Annotated in this window: 10 protein-coding genes; 4 read left to right on the plus strand and 6 right to left on the minus strand. The window is 42.6% G+C overall.

Annotation, left to right across the window (positions count from 1 at the left end):
• Nucleotides 1–424: 424 nt before the first annotated feature.
• The 4 genes from J3P35_RS21615 to J3P35_RS21630 all read left to right on the plus strand — a co-directional run bounded on the left by J3P35_RS21615 (nt 425) and on the right by J3P35_RS21630 (nt 8,292).
• On the plus strand, nt 425–2,002 hold the full coding sequence (locus tag J3P35_RS21615; protein ID WP_210466831.1) for a type I restriction-modification system subunit M: 1,578 nt from the start codon (nt 425–427) through the stop codon (nt 2,000–2,002).
• Complete coding sequence (locus tag J3P35_RS21620; protein WP_210466832.1) at nt 2,002–3,213, plus strand: restriction endonuclease subunit S; 1,212 nt, start codon at nt 2,002–2,004, stop codon at nt 3,211–3,213. The genes J3P35_RS21615 and J3P35_RS21620 overlap by 1 nt, the downstream gene beginning before the upstream one ends.
• A 17-nt stretch (nt 3,214–3,230) precedes the next feature.
• A complete protein-coding gene (locus tag J3P35_RS21625) occupies nt 3,231–6,098 on the plus strand; it encodes a type I restriction endonuclease subunit R (protein WP_210466833.1) in 2,868 nt (955 codons plus the stop codon).
• 310 nt (nt 6,099–6,408) lie between these two features.
• On the plus strand, nt 6,409–8,292 hold the full coding sequence (locus J3P35_RS21630) for a hypothetical protein (RefSeq protein WP_210466834.1): 1,884 nt from the start codon (nt 6,409–6,411) through the stop codon (nt 8,290–8,292).
• Between the two features lie 41 nt (nt 8,293–8,333).
• Here the strand turns inward: J3P35_RS21630 and J3P35_RS21635 are convergent, their stop codons facing one another.
• Genes J3P35_RS21635 through J3P35_RS21660 form a run of 6 tightly spaced genes read right to left on the minus strand, consistent with a single transcriptional unit; the run spans nt 8,334 to nt 16,401 of the window.
• Nucleotides 8,334–9,068 carry a phosphodiester glycosidase family protein gene (locus J3P35_RS21635; RefSeq protein ID WP_210466835.1) on the minus strand — a complete coding sequence of 245 codons (735 nt, stop codon included), beginning with the start codon at nt 9,066–9,068 and terminating at the stop codon, nt 8,334–8,336.
• On the minus strand, nt 9,065–10,351 hold the full coding sequence (locus J3P35_RS21640; RefSeq protein ID WP_210466836.1) for a phosphodiester glycosidase family protein: 1,287 nt from the start codon (nt 10,349–10,351) through the stop codon (nt 9,065–9,067). The genes J3P35_RS21635 and J3P35_RS21640 overlap by 4 nt, the downstream gene beginning before the upstream one ends.
• A 3-nt stretch (nt 10,352–10,354) precedes the next feature.
• Nucleotides 10,355–12,532, minus strand: a complete 2,178-nt coding sequence (locus tag J3P35_RS21645) for an HYR domain-containing protein (protein WP_210466837.1) — start codon at nt 12,530–12,532, stop codon at nt 10,355–10,357.
• 12 nt (nt 12,533–12,544) lie between these two features.
• Entirely contained in the window at nt 12,545–13,429 is an 885-nt protein-coding gene (locus J3P35_RS21650) for a hypothetical protein (protein ID WP_210466838.1), read from the minus strand.
• A 3-nt stretch (nt 13,430–13,432) separates the two neighbouring features.
• Nucleotides 13,433–14,212, minus strand: a complete 780-nt coding sequence (locus tag J3P35_RS21655; protein WP_210466839.1) for a hypothetical protein — start codon at nt 14,210–14,212, stop codon at nt 13,433–13,435.
• 41 nt (nt 14,213–14,253) lie between these two features.
• The gene (locus J3P35_RS21660; RefSeq protein ID WP_210466840.1) at nt 14,254–16,401 is read right to left on the minus strand and encodes an Ig-like domain-containing protein; all 2,148 of its coding nucleotides are present in this window, start codon (nt 16,399–16,401) and stop codon (nt 14,254–14,256) included.
• Nucleotides 16,402–17,198 lie beyond the last annotated feature (797 nt).

A 17,198-nucleotide genomic window follows, 5' to 3' on the forward strand; every position in this document is an offset into this window, starting at 1 on the left:
GGCATCTTACTTTTAAATTTTATATTTAATATTTGTCTGTATGGTGGACCGTAAATCCCTGTTAAGGAGCTGTTTTTGGGAAAGCAGCCCTTAAACAGGAATTTGATGGTTCTAAACTTAAACAATAAAATTGATTTCGCCTGATTGCCCCTCTTACTAAACTTCCATTAGGCGTGCCTCCTGTTTCAGGTCTGTTTTTTAGAAAATGGGCCTAAAATACGACTGTTACCAAACTGGCCTAATGACTATAAAAACTTATCTCAAGCACGGGGGAGCTATCCTCCTGAGGATAAGCCTAAAGAGGAAAAAACAAGCATTGTTCTTAAGCGAAAAAAGGAGGCAGGGCTACCGCATTTCACTTACTTATTATATCTTGTAAGATTTATACTTACCACACAGATTACCTTTTCAATACCCAGCAGCAATGTCTGAAAACAACAAGAAACAATTAGAACAACAACTCTGGAACATTGCCAACACGCTGAGAGGCAAAATGGACGCTGATGAGTTCCGGGATTATATCTTAGGCTTTATCTTCTACAAGTACCTGTCTGAGAAGATGGAGCTGTACGCAAACAAAATCCTGACCGAGGACGGCCTTACCTACCATGACATAGACGAGGCCACCGAGGAAGGGCAGGAGTACCTGGAGGCCATCAAGGAAGAGGCGGTACATAGTCTGGGTTACTTCCTGAAGCCTTCTGAGCTGTTCAGTGAGATGGCGAAGAAGGGCAACTCAGACAACAAAGAAGAAGGCACCAGCAACTTTATTCTGGACGAGCTCACGCAGGTGCTCAAGCACATTGAGCAGAGCACCATGGGCACCGAGAGTGAGGACGACTTCAACAAGCTGTTCGAGGATTTGGACCTGACCTCTACCAAGCTGGGCCGTACCGAGGCAGCCAAGAACGACCTTATTGCCAAAGTGCTGGGCCACTTGAACAAGATTGACTTTAAGCTGCAAGACACCGAGGCCGATGTGCTGGGCGATGCCTATGAGTACCTGATTGGGCAGTTCGCAAGTGGGGCGGGCAAGAAGGCCGGGGAGTTCTACACGCCGCAGGAAGTGTCTAAGGTGCTGGCCAAGCTGGTGACCACGGGCAAGACCAAGCTGAAATCTGTCTATGACCCTACCTGCGGCTCGGGCTCGCTCTTGCTGCGCGTGGCCAAAGAAGTGCAGGAGGTTTCCAAATTCTACGGACAGGAGCTGAACCGCACCACCTACAACCTGGCCCGCATGAACATGATTCTGCATGATGTGCACTTCCAAAAGTTTGACATCCGGCAGGACGATACATTGGAGCACCCGCAGCACCTGGGGCAGGAGTTTGAGGCCATTGTGGCCAATCCGCCGTTCTCCGCGCAGTGGAGTGCCAACCCCTTGCACATGTCCGACGACCGCTTCAGCCAGTATGGCAAGTTGGCTCCAGGGTCCAAAGCAGATTTTGCCTTTGTGCAGCACATGGTGCACCACCTGGCCGAGAACGGAACCATGGCGGTGGTATTGCCTCACGGGGTGCTGTTCAGGGGCGGGGCCGAAGCGCACATCCGCCAGTACCTCATTGAAGACCGCAACTACTTAGATGCCGTGATTGGCTTGCCTGCCAACATCTTCTATGGCACGGGTATTCCTACTTGTATTCTGGTGTTAAAGAAATGTCGAGAGCAGGCCGATAACATTCTTTTCATTGATGCCAGCCAACATTGTGGCAAGGAGAAGACACAGAACTACTTACGACCAGAGGATATTGAGAAAATTATTTCTACATACCGTAAGCGCCACCCCGAAAACAAGTACAGCCATGTTGCTCCTTTGAGCGAGGTGAAGGAAAACGACTTTAACCTGAACATACCGCGGTACGTGGACACCTTTGCCGAAGAAGAAGCTATTGACCTACAGGAAGTAGCCACAGCCCTGGCTGCAATAGAAATAGAAATGCAGGAAACAGACAGCACTATTGCCTCTTTTTGTGAAGAATTAGGAATTGCTAAACCTTTTTAATGATGGAAGCAGAAGTAGAAGAAATAGTAAGGGTTGAGAAGAATGTACCTATTTTGCGGTTCCCCGAGTTTGAGGAGGAGTGGGAGACACGAAGATTAGGGGAGCTTATAACTATAAAAAGTGGTGTTAGTCCAGCTAATTATAAGTTCGGTGAGGAGGCATTATATCCTTTCATAAAAGTTGAAGATTTAAATAATTGTATTAAATATCAGGTTAGTAGTAGATTTTTTACTGATTCTAGTAAAAATTTAGTTGCCGCTAATTCAATAATTTTTCCAAAAAGAGGTGCAGCTATATTGAATAACAAAATAAGAATAAATTCAAGCCCTTTATTAATGGATAGTAATTTAATGGCTTTAACTCCTGTTGAAAAAGCCATTCATTATGAATTTTTATTTTATAGGATTCTCAAAGAAGAACTGTATAAAATTGCAGACACTTCTACAATTCCGCAAATAAACAATAAACATATAGAGCCTTATAAAATAAGAATACCCAATTATAATGAACAAGCTAAAGTTGCATCATTCATTTCTGTAATTGATGACAAAATACAGCAGCTTACTAAGAAGAAAGGCCTATTAGAGGAGTACAAAAAAGGGGTGATGCAGCAAATCTTCTCTCAAAAGATTCAGTTCAAGGATGAAAATGGACAGGACTTTCCAGAGTGGGAAGAGAAGAATGGCAATGTTTTATTTGAGAATATTTCCGACAAGAATCATAATTCTGATTTACCCATATTAGCAATAACTCAAGAACACGGAGCTATACCTAGAGAGATGATAGATTATAACATTTCAGTCACAGATAAAAGTGTTGAAAGTTATAAAGTGGTTCAGGCTGGTGATTTTATTATAAGTTTGAGGTCATTTCAGGGTGGTATAGAATATTCTAGCTACAAAGGCCTATGCAGCCCAGCTTATATCATCCTTCGACCTAAGCAAGACATTAATAGAGATTTCTTTAAGTTTTATTTCAAGACAGAAAATTATATAAGCTTGTTAAATACAAAGTTAGAAGGCATTCGTGATGGAAAAATGATTAGCTATAAGTACTTTTCAGATATAAAGTTGCCTTTGCCTTCATTGCCTGAACAAAATAAAATAGCTCACTTTTTTACTTCTATCAACAGTAAAGTTGACCTTGTAACGAATCAACTGGAACAAGCAAAGAAATTTAAAAAAGGCTTGCTTGAGCAGATGTTTGTTTAATACGCCACCTCGATATTATGGGAACACAACCGGAGCAGGTACTGGAAGATAATTTGGTAAAGCAGTTACAGGAACTGGGCTATGCCTTTGTAGCTATCAAAGACGAGACTGCTTTACTGAAGAACCTGAAAAGCCAGCTGGAGAAGCACAACCAAATTACCCTCACCGAGAAGGAGTTTGGGCGCGTGCTCAACCACCTGAACAAGGGCGGTGTGTTTGACCGGGCCAAAATCCTGCGCGACAAGATGCAGCTTACCAAAGACAACGGCGAGAGCATCTATCTGGAGTTTATCCAGCAGGAGCACTGGTGCCAGAACCAGTTCCAGGTAACACAGCAGGTGAGCATGGCGGGCGCATACAAAAACCGCTATGACGTCACGCTGCTGGTGAACGGCCTGCCCTTAGTGCAAATAGAGCTCAAGCGCCGCGGTCTGGAACTAAAGGAGGCGTTCAACCAGATAAACCGCTACCAGCGGCACTCCTTTGGCTCTAGCAATGCCCTTTTTCAGTACGTACAACTGTTTGTCATTAGCAACGGGGTAAACACCAAGTACTACGCCAACAACAAGCACCAGACCTTTAAGCAGACCTTCTACTGGGCAGACAAAGAAAACAAGCTCATCACCCAGCTGGAGGCCTTTACCAAAGCTTTCCTGGAGCCTTGCCACCTGTCTAAGATGGTGACCAAGTACATTGTGCTCAACGAGACGCACAAGGTGCTCATGGTGCTCAGGCCGTACCAGTACTACGCCACCGAGGCCATCATTGACCGCGTGAAGAACACCGACAAGAACGGCTACATCTGGCATACCACCGGCTCGGGCAAAACCCTTACCTCGTTCAAGGCCAGCCAGATTCTCATGCAGCTGCCCAAGGTGCACAAGGTAGTGTTTGTGGTAGACCGCAAAGACCTGGATTTTCAGACCAGCAAGGAGTTTAACAGCTTCTCAGCGGGCAGCGTAGACGGAACAGATGACACCAAGGCGCTGGTGAACCAGCTCTCGGGCAACACCAAGCTCATCGTCACCACCATCCAGAAGCTCAACACGGCCATCAGCAGGCTGCGTTTTTTGCCTAAAATGGAAAAACTACAGGAAGAACGCATTGTCTTTATCTTTGACGAGTGCCACCGCAGTCAGTTCGGGGAGACCCACAACCGCATCAAGAAGTTCTTCCCCAAAGCGCAGCTGTTCGGCTTTACCGGTACGCCCATCTTTGCGGAGAACGCCGTCAAGAACGAGCTGGGCAAGCGCACTACCAAAGAACTCTTTGACGAGTGCCTGCACAAGTACCTCATCACCGATGCCATCAAAGACGAGAACGTACTCAAGTTCAGCGTGGAGTACATTGGCCGCTACAAAGAGAAGGAAGGCAGCAAAACCGACATTGACATTGAGGTAGAGGACATAGACACCAAAGAGCTGCTGGAGAGTGAGCAGCGCCTGGAGAAAATTGCAGACTACATTCTGGAGAACCACGCCCGCAAAACCCACAGCCGAAGCCTGACCGGTATGTTCTGCGTGAGCAGCGTAGACGTGCTCATCAGGTACTATGAACTCTTCAAAAAACGCAAAGACGAAGGCAGACACAACCTCAAAATAGCCACCATCTTCAGCTTCACAGACAATGAGGAAGACAAAGGTGCCAACGGCATCTTGCCTACCTATGAAGACGATGAAGTACTGGTAGCCGCCGAACCCACTGTAGCTTATACTATCAACAGCCACACCCGCGAGAAGCTGGACGCGTTCATAGCTGATTACAACGCCCTGTTCAACACCAAGTTCTCCACCAAAGACAGTCAGAGTTTCTACAACTACTACAATGACATCTCCAAGCGGGTAAAGAAAAAGGAGATTGACTTGCTGCTGGTGGTGAACATGTACCTGACCGGTTTTGATAGTCCGCCGCTCAACACGCTCTATGTAGACAAGAACCTGAAATACCATGGCCTCATCCAGGCCTACAGCCGCACCAACCGCCTGTACACTGAGCAGAAATCGCACGGCAACATCATCGTGTTCCGCAACCTCAAGCAAGCCACCGATGATGCCATTGCCCTTTTCTCTAATAAAGACGCTAAGGAAGTCATCATTATAGAACCCTATGAAGACTACGTGGCCAAGTTCAACCAAGCTTGTATTGAGTTACAGAAAATAGCACCCACCGTCAAAAGCGTAGATTCCCTGCCCAGCGAGGAAGAGGAACTGGAGTTTGTAAAAGCCTTCCGGGAGCTCATGCGCCTCAAGAACGTGCTCACCACCTTCGCAGACTTCAGCTTTGAAGACCTGTCCATGGCCGAGCAGCGTTTCGAAGACTACAAGAGCAAGTACCTGGACCTGTACGACAAAGTAAAGACCGGCACCGGCAAAGAAAAGGAATCCATCCTGAACGACGTAGACTTTGAACTGGAACTCATTCACCGTGATGAAATCAACGTCGCCTACATCTTGAAGCTTTTGGCCAAACTGAACGGCGCCACCCCAGAAGAGCAGCAGAAGCAGAAGAAAGCTATTCTGGACATCCTTACTGGCGAGGCGACGCTCCGCAGCAAACGTGAACTCATCCAGAAGTTCATAGAAGAGAACTTGCCCTACATAGAAGACGCAGACGAAGTGCCTGAAGCCTTCGAGAACTTCTGGGCCCAGGAACAGCAGAAAGCCTTAGAAGCCATTAGCAACGAAGAGAAGTTAGATCCAATGAAGCTTCAGGCTTTATTAGGGAACTACCTGTTTACGGAACGGAAGCCGCTGCGGGATGAGGTAATTGATATGGTAGAAGTAAAGCCTAAAATATTGGAGAGGAAAGCTGTCTATGAGAGGGTTGTAGATAAAGTAGTAGGGTTTGTAGATACTTTTATCAATGGGATGGGGGCAAGGGTATAACTTATTTTAAACCAATTGTGAGCTAGAAAGATTGACTTTAAATTAGAAAAACAACCCAAGTCATTGAGCCAGTAAAGCTCCGCGAAAAAATACTCCATTGACACAGGCTTTATTGAGAGTATGGGCATGACTAACCTTGTATAAACCAATAATATTTAAAATACAAATGCGCATATCATTACGTCCAGCAAAAAAAGCCATTACCTTTTAAGGTTATAAATCTATAATATTATTATTAATTTTTTTTATCTTCGCCTGCCTCTATTTTAAAATTTAAATATAATATTCTATAACCTTGGTTACTTATAAAATGGAAAGAACTTCTTCTTTCATCTCTCATTTTTTGCTCCTATTTGTCTTTTTACTAGTGCTAAGCTCTTGTCAGGAAAAAGAGGAACCTGGAACAGCAAGAATTTCGACAAAAGAGGCAATTAGCATTACACCAAATAGCGCTGAGATTTCTTATGAGGTTTCAGTAATGGGAGAATATGAAATAGTTCAAAAGGGAGTTTGTTGGTCATTAAATGCCAATCCAACTTCTAGTGACTCTAAATCTTCAGACGGCCCAGGAGCAGGGCAATCAAACAGCAAAATACAGGGCTTAAAAGATAACACACAGTATTTTGCAAGATCCTATTTTACAAATTCTGAAGGCTTGACGGTGTATGGAAATGAAATTTCTTTTACTACTCTTAAAAACATTTCTGTCGAGTTGACTACGATAGCAGTATCTAACATAACAATAAACTCCGCCAACTCAGGCGGTAACGTTAGTACTACTGGATATGGAAGTATAATTACCAAGGGCGTCTGTTGGGGAACAAACCCACAGCCTACAATAAATGATAGTAAAACCAATGAGGGAACATCCATCAGTAGCTATACAAGTGCAATTACTGGATTGAAGCCAAACACTTTGTATTATGTGAGGGCTTATGTTACAACGAATACAGGTGAAACTGCTTATGGAAATCAGCATTCCTTTACAACCCTCTCCCCTTTAATTCCGACTCTCACCACGACTAATGTTTCTTCTATTACCCAGACATCAGCCGCATCTGGTGGTACTATCATTGCTACAGGCTCCGGAAGCATAACTGCCAAAGGCTTATGCTGGAGTACGAACCCTACACCAACAATAAATAGCCCCAAAACTTCTGTTGGGTCTGGGCTTGGGGCCTTTACTAGTAACCTAACTGGATTGATGGCAAACACTCTTTATTATCTAAGGGCATATGCCACCACAAATACGGGAGATACTTTTTATGGAAATGAAATCACATTCACTACTTTGCCCTCCTTTGTTTTCTCGGTTTCAACAGCTTATCCCACAAACATAACTACCTCCTCTGCTACATTGAGTGGCACTACCTCGGTCTCTTCTGGCAGTGGTTCAATAACAAGTAAAGGCATTTGCTGGGGCACGAGCCCAAATCCAAGTGTCTCTGACTATAAAACCAATGCAGGCATCGGCACTGGCTCTTTTACAAGTAACCTGACTGGACTAGAACAAGGTACCTTTTATTATGCCAGGGCATATGCAACCTCTAGTACTGGTCAAACAGTTTATGGAAATGAAGTTTCATTTAGTACTGCTTTGCCCTTTTCAGTAGTTGTTTCAACTACAACTGCAACGAGTATAACAGGAACAACAGCCTCTTCCGGCGGGACAATAAGTACTTCCGGTTATGGCACTATAACAGCCAAAGGCGTTTGTTGGAGCACTTTTCAGAACCCAACTATATCAAATATTAGGACGTCGAATGGGACTGGCACGGGAAGTTTTACCAGTTCATTAACAGGCCTTACAGAAAATACGACTTATTTCATCAGAGCTTATGCGACCACCAATGGAGGAACAACATTCTATGGCCCACAAGTTAGCTTTACCTCTGTTAAATGTCTAAGCTTAACGACCAGTACTGTCACCAACGTTGGAACTACTTCTGCAGTAAGTGGAGGGAGCATCACTTCTACCTGCGGACAAACTATAACAGCGCGAGGAGTATGTTGGAGCTTCTATCCAAACCCAACTATTGCAAACAGTAGGTCTTCTAACGGGACTGGTACGGGGAGTTTTACCAGCTCAATAACCGGTCTTTATTCTAGGTATACTTATTACGTTAGATCGTACGCTACGACTGGCAGTGGCCTAACATATTATGGGACCCAAACCTCCTTTACCACCCGGTAGTCACGAATGGAAAAGGATTGAAAATAACTTTTTCTAAAGACCTAAATTTTAAAGTATAGGTAATTACAAATCATATTATTAAAATCTCGGTTAGGGCTTTCCTGGTTTGGAAAGAACATAGCGCAGCCGGCACTCTCTAAACAGAGGGCAACATTGCACTTAAATTTCTGACTGAAGAAAAGAGTGAAATCATAGAAGGAGACGGGTTCATTAGAAATAGCGAACACAATGAACTTCTCGTTTTTAGTGTTGGTGAAGATGCCGGTACCACATCTCACCTGCTTGTTGGTTGAGTTTGGGTTGAATTGGGGGTTTACCACCCCATTTACCAGAAGCATTGGCCCAGATTGTATCCCAAGCTCCACATTGGGGACGGTTGAGATTTGGGATGACTCACATATTATAGCATCTGAGGCCGTAATCAGCAACGCGCCATTTGGCTTTAGATAGAAATTCCCTACTCCATCCTTGAAATTAGGCCCTTGCAGCGTTAATCCATTTTTGACAAAAAGACCTAAAGGCTTACAATTAGGATCGCTAATGCTCGCATTGATTAAAAAACATGTCGTATCACTCAAGCCACTTATAAAGTCTTGATGGCTAACACCAGTGTCATTGATTAAAACGTCAAATTTCTTCAAGGTCTCTGGTTCAACCTTAACGACAAAGGCATTGAAAGTATTTCCGTTAAAAGAAATATTAGACAATGATTCAACCTGACCGAATGAAGGGGTATAAACGGAAAGTAAAAGTAGAAAGAGGAAGAGATGCTTCATTTTTTCATAGAGTTAGATGATTCATTTGCCTTTGGAACCGTGGCTTTTGGAGGTCTATTAATTACTTCTTCTTTTTTAAAAGGCTCTTTCTGTACTGGCCCCTGAGGGTTTGCCTTCTTTCTGGCAACAGACAGCATAGGCCCGAAATGCCCCCCTATTGCCTGCTCGCCGACTCCGGCTACATACATCTGGGAAATGGCCCCGTCCAGGAACAAGGCATTTTGGCTGGCAAAAATGTCTTTGAAGAACATCGCGAAATCGTAGAAGTTAACCTCTCCCTGAGTGGCGGCGAACACCACCTTTCTTTCGTCGATAATCCCAACGCCATTCCTGATGTTTAAATTCTTAGACCCTTCCTTGAAGGAAGCGTGGGGCACTCCCTCAACGAGCAGCATTGGTCCCGACTGAGTCGCAATTATAGGCGATATCTTTTGGGCCTTATTTAATTCCCTGTATTCCTTTGTAGTTTTTATAAAGGCTTTCCCTTGGGCATCAACATAGAAAACCCCATTGGGTTGCAGGTAGAAGTTCGCGTTCGGCTTGTTTGCAAGGGTATCCAACTCAAATTTTTCTTCAGAGTCTTCCACATACAATCCCTCCGGCTCATATTTCGGGGTGAACATCCCCGCGTTGGTTATCATAAGAGGATCAATATGGTTGGCCTGAAGATAAGATTTAACGGTCCCTAGACTGAAAAAATTCTTATTGTCTTTGTCCTTAAGGTGTAGCCGAATCATATCCACATTTAAGTCAGCAATGTAAATGGTATAAGGTACACCTTTGATCATCAGCCTTTTACCTCCGACCAAGGCCTTTGTCGAACTTTGAATATCCTTTATACATATTCTTAAATTACTATCATTGATAGCTTGCCCATTTATCAAATCATCAACCCGCTTTACCCTTTTGACAATTCCGTCCTTTAGAGGAGCTATTTCACTTTCTAACCTTTTAAATTCTTTCCTTTTAAGAGAGTCTTCTAAATTTTTTAATTCACTGCCAAGCTTCAACTTATTGGATTCTTTCAGCTTTAACTCCTCTTTGTCTTTTAAAACTTTTTCACTTTCTTCTTGCCTATCCAAGGTAAGCTTCTCATTTAATTCTTTTAGCTTGCTATACTTATCTACCAAACTTTGAAAAGGGTCCTGTTTAGGTTTTTCCTGAACTAAATTGTGCCCTTTTCTTTCGTCGCCCTGGCCAAGAGGACATTGCATGGCAACGAATGAGATAAAGAAGAAGGCGAGAAACGGGAAAAAAGTTAGTCTTGTGGTTTTGGAATTCATAAACTATTGGCTAGAACAAGTTAAGGAAATAGCGCTTGCATATCCTGGTTTGGAATGCAGCGTTTTGGTATAGATTGGCTTCTCCTTTTTCAGTTTTTGGGTTTTATCTAAATAATATCCCTGATAAAATTCTATTCTTAATGTATTCGGACCTTTTTCCCCTGTATTCCAAGCCCTCACGACAAAGTCGTTTTTTTCCCCTGGGTTAAGAATGACAGCTTTAACCAACGACATCTTGTCCTTGGTTTTCAGGAGTTCTTTTTTTACAATTTCCTTACCATTGTAATAGATGGAGACTGTATCATTATCCTGTTCACTATCGTCATACAACACCATGGTAACGGTACAGTCATCAAAACTTAAATTCTGCAAAAATTTAACCGCATCCGGCAGATAGTCTTTTTTAACAAAATCCTTAGGAGCGGTAACAGGCAAGGACTTAATTACTGGTGCATTGACAGTGACGGTGAACGACTCGGTAACTGAATTACCTTTCAGGTCAGTTGCCCTAAAAGATATACTGGTTTTCCCGATAGGGAACGCCTCGCCACTCTTGATCCCCTTTACCATCACCAGTGAATCCACCCCGCAGTTGTCACTTGCCTTTGGGGTAGGATAAGTAAAAGAAACTCTGTCTTCCCCTGCGGCACACTCAATCACTGTATCCGGAGGAAGCAAAATGCTGGGCCTTTCCTCGTCGACGATGGTAACTTTGATGGAACAACCCTGCTTACTTCCATCCGCGTGCGCTATAGAATACTGATTGATAGTAGTCCCCACTGGAAAGAACCGACCGCTTTCTATTCCCGACACCAGTTTCATACTTGCACCTGGCAAAGTGGTTAAATTCGGTAGGGATAAGTTGATCGTTGCCCCACACTTTCCCTTATCATTCGGCTTATTGACATTATTTGGACATTTTAAGGTTGGGCTAGCAGCCAAAGCTGGTGTCGCTTTCTTTACATGAACCAGATAACTGCATTTGGCTTGGTTTCCGGCCTGGTCAGTTGCCACAAATTCAAGGCGCGTCTGACCCATTGGAAATTTGGCGCCACTAGCCAGGCCACTGGACAATTTGACATCCACATTAGAACAATTATCTGCTGCCGATGGAAGCTTATAGGAAAACTTTAACCCATCCACTTTCTCACCCGTAACCCAAAGTACAGTATCCTTTTTGCAATGGATGGAAGGAGGGGAGGAATCTTTGACCGTTACCTTTGAATAGCAGGTTCGTTTGACCCCAGATTGACCTACTGCCTCAAAAGCAATGGTATGACTCCCAACAGGAAATTGAGAGCCACTGACTAAGCCAGCAATCTGCCTTAACATGGCAGTACCACAGTTGTTTTGCAGATCAGGAGGGCCATAGGAAACAATAGCGTAGCATTTCCCCTTATCAGCGTTTACAGTAATATTAGCCGGGGGCGTTAAGGTAAACTCATCATTTGAGGTAACACCTTTCTTATCAAGAAACAGCTGCGAAATTTGAAGGTCTGTTAGAGCACTGGCATAAATCCTGATGTCGTCCAGCGCACCGTGATAGTACTCCAAAGAGCCGGGGATGTCTTTCCCTATGTGGAGAGGTGCCTTATTTGGCGTTAACGGCTTATTGTAGGGATACTCCCAGATTTTATCATTGTTCAAATAAGCCTTAACGGAGACTCCATCATATACTAAAGCATAAAAATTCCATTTCCCTGGCTGGAAAGGATGGCTGGCAAAACCTTGATCAAATTCGGTAAAATCAGTATTGATAGAGATAGTACTTTGGATGGGTGATTGGAGCGTCTGCATCCTGTACTGTGGGTTCGCGTCATGCTCAAAAGACTCATCACCCTTACATATTAAAGTGACCCATTTTAACCCACCCGTAGAAGTTAAATTATCAATACGGAACCAGCCAACGGCTGAAAAAGATGTACTAGGAGATTCCAAAGACCTTGAGGAAGGCACCTCAATGTACCCATCTACTCCGTTAAAAGCGAGAGCCCCACAGGGATTCCCAAATCTGTCTGAGGTAGGGGAGACCCCACCAAGGAGTCTCCCATTGTTTTTATTTCCACTTAGATCAGAGGCGTCCTTATTCAATGGATAATGAGCCACCAAACTCTGCCCATCCGCAAGGGAACAGGAAAACTGGAGAAGAACCAATATTATCCCAATAATCAAGGATCTCATTAAGTATCCCTTTTATTGATAATAATATGCCAACAAATTGACAGCATACTCCAGCTCTAACCTTCCTTTAATGGTATTGTTGACTGATCCATTCTTGTTATAAACTTTGAAAACATCTTGGTCACCAGTGTCTAGGTTTATTAAGAAAGTAACCTCCATGTCTTTAAAGTTATTTAAAAAATCAAGGGTCTTTTTCGTGCCTTCGTACAGGGTGGCATGAGCAGGGCAGTGAACAATTACATGGACAACCTTCCCATCCTCATCCTTGCCCACTGCCAAGAACCTCCTTTCAGCACTTTTAGTTGAAGAATTGCCATAAATAGCCAGCTTATTTTTATAAACCAGAAGATGGGTTTGGAATACAGTCGCCTCTTGACTTTTGGCCCAGTTTATGAATGTTTGCATATCCCAAGCGCTATTACGTAAGTCAAACTTTTTACTAGCATCTATGCCTCCACCGCTTAGTGTTAAATCAGCATTTTTTAAATTGGAAACAGCGATTCCACCTGTCGCATACACAACTACTAGTCCATCAAAATCATTTGTTAAGGCCTTATTAACTAATACCCCGTTATCTATCGTTAATCCTACAGGGGTACGGTTATTATCCATGTAGGTGCCACTAGAAACTAAAACGGTATTCTTTCCCGTGGACCAATTCTTATATCTATTGTATACATTGTTTCCGTTGAAATCGGAAGCAGCAAAATATTTAGCTTTTATACGGTTGCCATCTCGCTTCATATAAATGACATTGTATTGTTCATTTTTATAATGAACAGTTGATATCTCCACAAGTTGAGGATCATAACCCAACTTAAGAAGGTTCCCCTTGTAAATAGTGAATGAGGTTGATAGTGCAAGAACGATTACGATTCCTAGTAGTAGTCTCTTCATAAATTACTTTCTATTTGATTGTCTTAAACTTAGCATATAAGGAAAGAGGATGAAGGCAAGGCAACTAAAGGCCGCCAACTTGCCAGCGAACCCTGTATCATGCCAAAATTTACTGAAAAGATAGGCCCATTTGCTTTCGACCAGATTATTAACTACTTTTTCAGTATTTGTAAAGGTAATTGGCGTCCCGAATTGTTTTTCTTTACAACGGCTATTGATGTACTTGAATTTGTAATCATAGGCTATAGAAGGATCTTCTTTGTAAGCTTGCCTCAAAGTATTGGATATAAAATTCATCCAATGCCCGTATATCACCTGATAAAACATTGCTTTAGATTGATCTATCTCTGCGTAAGCATTAAACTTTTCCGCCCATTGCAAAACTTGAATCAAAGAATCTGGATTGAACCCCTTAAATGATGGTTTGATTCGCTCCTCTAATTTATGTGTGAGTGCTATGGAAAGGATCTGCTGGTTCAACAATGGATCACCTGGAAAGACAGAGTCCATGGCACTTATATTTCTGCTTATTGCGTTTACATCGCAAATATTACCCCCTTTTAAATAAGCTTCATAGGGGAACGATTTTATTAATTTTTGTTTGTCCACCTTTAACAAAGCCGCTTCCAAGTTAAATATCGTCTTTGGTGGACATGGCTTTTCTATAGGGATATCAGAAGCATTATCTGCGCCAACAATAGGAAAAATGGCTGCGGAAAGCACAAAAATTGAAAGGAAAGCAGTCAAAGCAATAAACCAAATTGCTCTTCTTTTTAAAAACATATTTTGCAGATTATATTTTACAAAATTAAATAATATAATTTTTAATAAAACCGGTTTCGGTTAAATATAAGAGATAATTGCCAACATGCATTTTTATAGGAATTCGAGGAAGGGTTATCGGGACTTTCGGAAGGGTTCAGCATCGCTTCCATCTGTAGCTTTATGGCACTATGTATCCACCAACTTAAAGCACCACCGCTCTTCCAAGCACCTGATTTGCCACCTGCATCCCTTGTAAGGTTATATGTGAGGTCCAAGTTATTGCCGCGACCAGATCCGCCTTTTCCTGCATAGCTTCCTAATCTTAAACCAAATCCGATGGTTTCTTGACTAACACTCCTCCTAAATAAATATTTTGGAGAGGACATTCCATTTGTGGTGAATTGTATCTTATAATCATTGCCCTGGAAGCTGCGGGCTGCCTTCATAAGAAATTTAACCGGCTTAATTCCTATAGCCAATTCACCCCCAACATTCAATTTAGTATAAAAGTATTCTTCTTTGAAGGCACCACCACTGCTCCGCTCGCCTTCACCGTTTGAAAACACTAAAGGCGTAGTGCCCAATGAAAAGGAACTTATCAGCCCAAGGGAGAAAAATTCCTTCATAATGGGATGGAATACGAATTCCCCTTTCAGACCAAGTCCTTGGATAGATACATTGGAAGGATTGTAGTTTATACCTGCACTTGTATTCCCCTCAGTTGAGAACTTGGAGTATTCCGCATATTGAATCATCTCAACGCCAAATCCATATCCCAAATGGAGGAATTTATTCGGCCTCTTTGAATATATTTTATCAAAGTAATGTGATTTAACTGGGTCTATCAATACAGAGGCGTTTTCGGTTTCCCCACAGGGGCTAACTGCCTTTACATAATAATTGGTCACCTTCCTTGGATTGACAACAATGGATGCCCCCGAACCAAGTAAACTCCCTGAACCACTAGTTCCCTTAAACCATTTCCATTCGGCACCTTCCCCCAATTTACCGCCTGCCACTGTTAGCTCAATTTTATTTCCTTTATAAACAGTTGTTGGTGCCAGGATGCGATCAGGTTTTTCGGATCGCTCATTCACAACAACTGTTAAGCTAACACAGCTTGTGCTGTTGCAGTAACCTTCGCCTTGAACATGATAAGTGGTAGTGGTCATTGGTGAAAAAACCATTACAGGACCAGTGCCAACGGCAGTTCCACCGCAGGAGCCACTATACCAAACCCATTTTCCATCGCTTGACAAATTGCCCCCGGTTACCTTGAGCTTTATCTGCTGGCCTTTACATATTTCAGGACCGCCTTCTGATACTATGGCGGAAGGCGCTATTGATTTATCGTAAGTGTTAATGGTTAATTGGACGCATTCCGTTGTATTCAGCTCTCCTTCTGCTCGCACGTAATATGTAGTAGGCCCCTTGGGCTTGACACTGATGGATTTTCCTTGGCCTACTCTTTTAACACCACAACTACCTTCGTACCAAATCCAATCAGCTCCTGCGCCTAAGCTACCTCCGCCTACTGTCAGCAAGGCGTTGTCTCCCAAACAGATATTCGAATGGGCCATGATACTGGTAGGTGGCTTACTTCGCTTATCTACATTAACAGTCGCTTGAGCGCAATTCGTAATATTATTTTTACCTTCGGCCCGGACATAAAATTTCGATGTCCCCCCAGGCGTAACTGTGATGGACTTGCCTGTCCCTATCTTATTCCCGCCACAATCCCCTTCATACCACACCCACTCACCCCCAATACCCAATAGCCCACCCTTGACCGTAAGCTGTGTAGCCTCTCCCAAGTAAAGATCCTTCACCCCATCTATGCCTATCGCCTCTTTGGAAACTGTCGTAACTTTGATGCCTGATCCATAGACTCTCTTTGATGATAAACTAACGTCATAAAATGGATTTTCCATTGAAGTGGCCGTGAACATATAATCCATGGACTCGATCACCATTTGATCCACTATTCCTCCTTCTTTTTTCCAAATTTCTATGGAGTTTTTTTGAAAATACACATTGCCATTACAATCAATGTAATCCATTGTCCAATTAAGAAAAGTAGGAGCAGATGGTTGATCACCCGAAACCCTTAGTTTATATTTAAACTGTTTACCATTTTGGCAGCTATTCTTTGAGTAGTAATAATCAATCTCCACAGTGAGGCGGCTGTCCTTGTATAACTCCTTCATACCCTGCCAACCTGTTTCATTTTGCGCCGAGCATTCTAAGCAGAAAGCCCAAAGCAGAAAGACAAAGGTGAAGCACTTTAACATGAATGGTTTTGGTAATCGCTTAGTATTCATAGTGAAATGAGGTGGTTGACAACATCGGTCAAATTAGACTTTATGTTGTTGCACTGGAGGAGGACCTTCCCGAGTTAAATATTAGTTAAAATAAAATAAAGACTTTATGTATTTATGAAATTTCTTATTATTAATTATAACACTTTGGAATCGACAATGGTGATTAAATGCATACACAGGACCTAATTAGCGGCCTTTGTTATTATTAGCGTAAGTAAATAAATAGTATTAAGTATAAGATACAGTTGATTCCCAAATAAATTCTTCCTAGAGCTACCTAAGCAAGAACAAACAATTATATCAAGATAAAAACGAAGTCTTATTGCCAATAATAAGATTATCGGATAAAAGGAAGTGGGGGATGGCCTTCAGCAAACAAGTTTTCTCCCAAATTTATTAAAAATATTAAACAAATCGCTGGTTTCTGTTAATGAATGGGCTGGATATTCATAAAAAACCTAGTTGATTTTAGGGAATGAAGATTAAACATCAATAGGAAAATACAACTCCTTAAAACATCCGACAACCTTTAGCTGCTTTCATCTATGTTATGGGTAGGTGAACTAAATGATTACCACACTAATTAACAACTCTCGTTAAGTAGCACCGTAACTTCCTGCCTAATAGGCAAAAAGATTAACCACGTCTTTTGCTCCATGGATAGTAATGGAAGCCATGCTTTA

The sequence above is a fragment of the Rufibacter roseolus genome (assembly GCF_017916365.1).
Lineage (GTDB): Bacteria > Bacteroidota > Bacteroidia > Cytophagales > Hymenobacteraceae > Nibribacter > Nibribacter roseolus.

What these genes read in the sequence shown, in the direction of transcription:
- J3P35_RS21615 (WP_210466831.1), top strand. Translation starts at nt 425, where the DNA reads ATGTCTGAAAACAACAAGAAACAATTAGAACAACAACTCTGGAACATT.
- J3P35_RS21635 (WP_210466835.1), bottom strand. Translation starts at nt 9,068, where the DNA reads ATGAAGCATCTCTTCCTCTTTCTACTTTTACTTTCCGTTTATACCCCT.
- J3P35_RS21640 (WP_210466836.1), bottom strand. Translation starts at nt 10,351, where the DNA reads ATGAATTCCAAAACCACAAGACTAACTTTTTTCCCGTTTCTCGCCTTC.
- J3P35_RS21650 (WP_210466838.1), bottom strand. Translation starts at nt 13,429, where the DNA reads ATGAAGAGACTACTACTAGGAATCGTAATCGTTCTTGCACTATCAACC.
- J3P35_RS21655 (WP_210466839.1), bottom strand. Translation starts at nt 14,212, where the DNA reads ATGTTTTTAAAAAGAAGAGCAATTTGGTTTATTGCTTTGACTGCTTTC.
- J3P35_RS21620 (WP_210466832.1), top strand. Translation starts at nt 2,002, where the DNA reads ATGATGGAAGCAGAAGTAGAAGAAATAGTAAGGGTTGAGAAGAATGTA.
- J3P35_RS21660 (WP_210466840.1), bottom strand. Translation starts at nt 16,401, where the DNA reads ATGAAGGAGTTATACAAGGACAGCCGCCTCACTGTGGAGATTGATTAT.
- J3P35_RS21645 (WP_210466837.1), bottom strand. Translation starts at nt 12,532, where the DNA reads ATGAGATCCTTGATTATTGGGATAATATTGGTTCTTCTCCAGTTTTCC.
- J3P35_RS21625 (WP_210466833.1), top strand. Translation starts at nt 3,231, where the DNA reads ATGGGAACACAACCGGAGCAGGTACTGGAAGATAATTTGGTAAAGCAG.
- J3P35_RS21630 (WP_210466834.1), top strand. Translation starts at nt 6,409, where the DNA reads ATGGAAAGAACTTCTTCTTTCATCTCTCATTTTTTGCTCCTATTTGTC.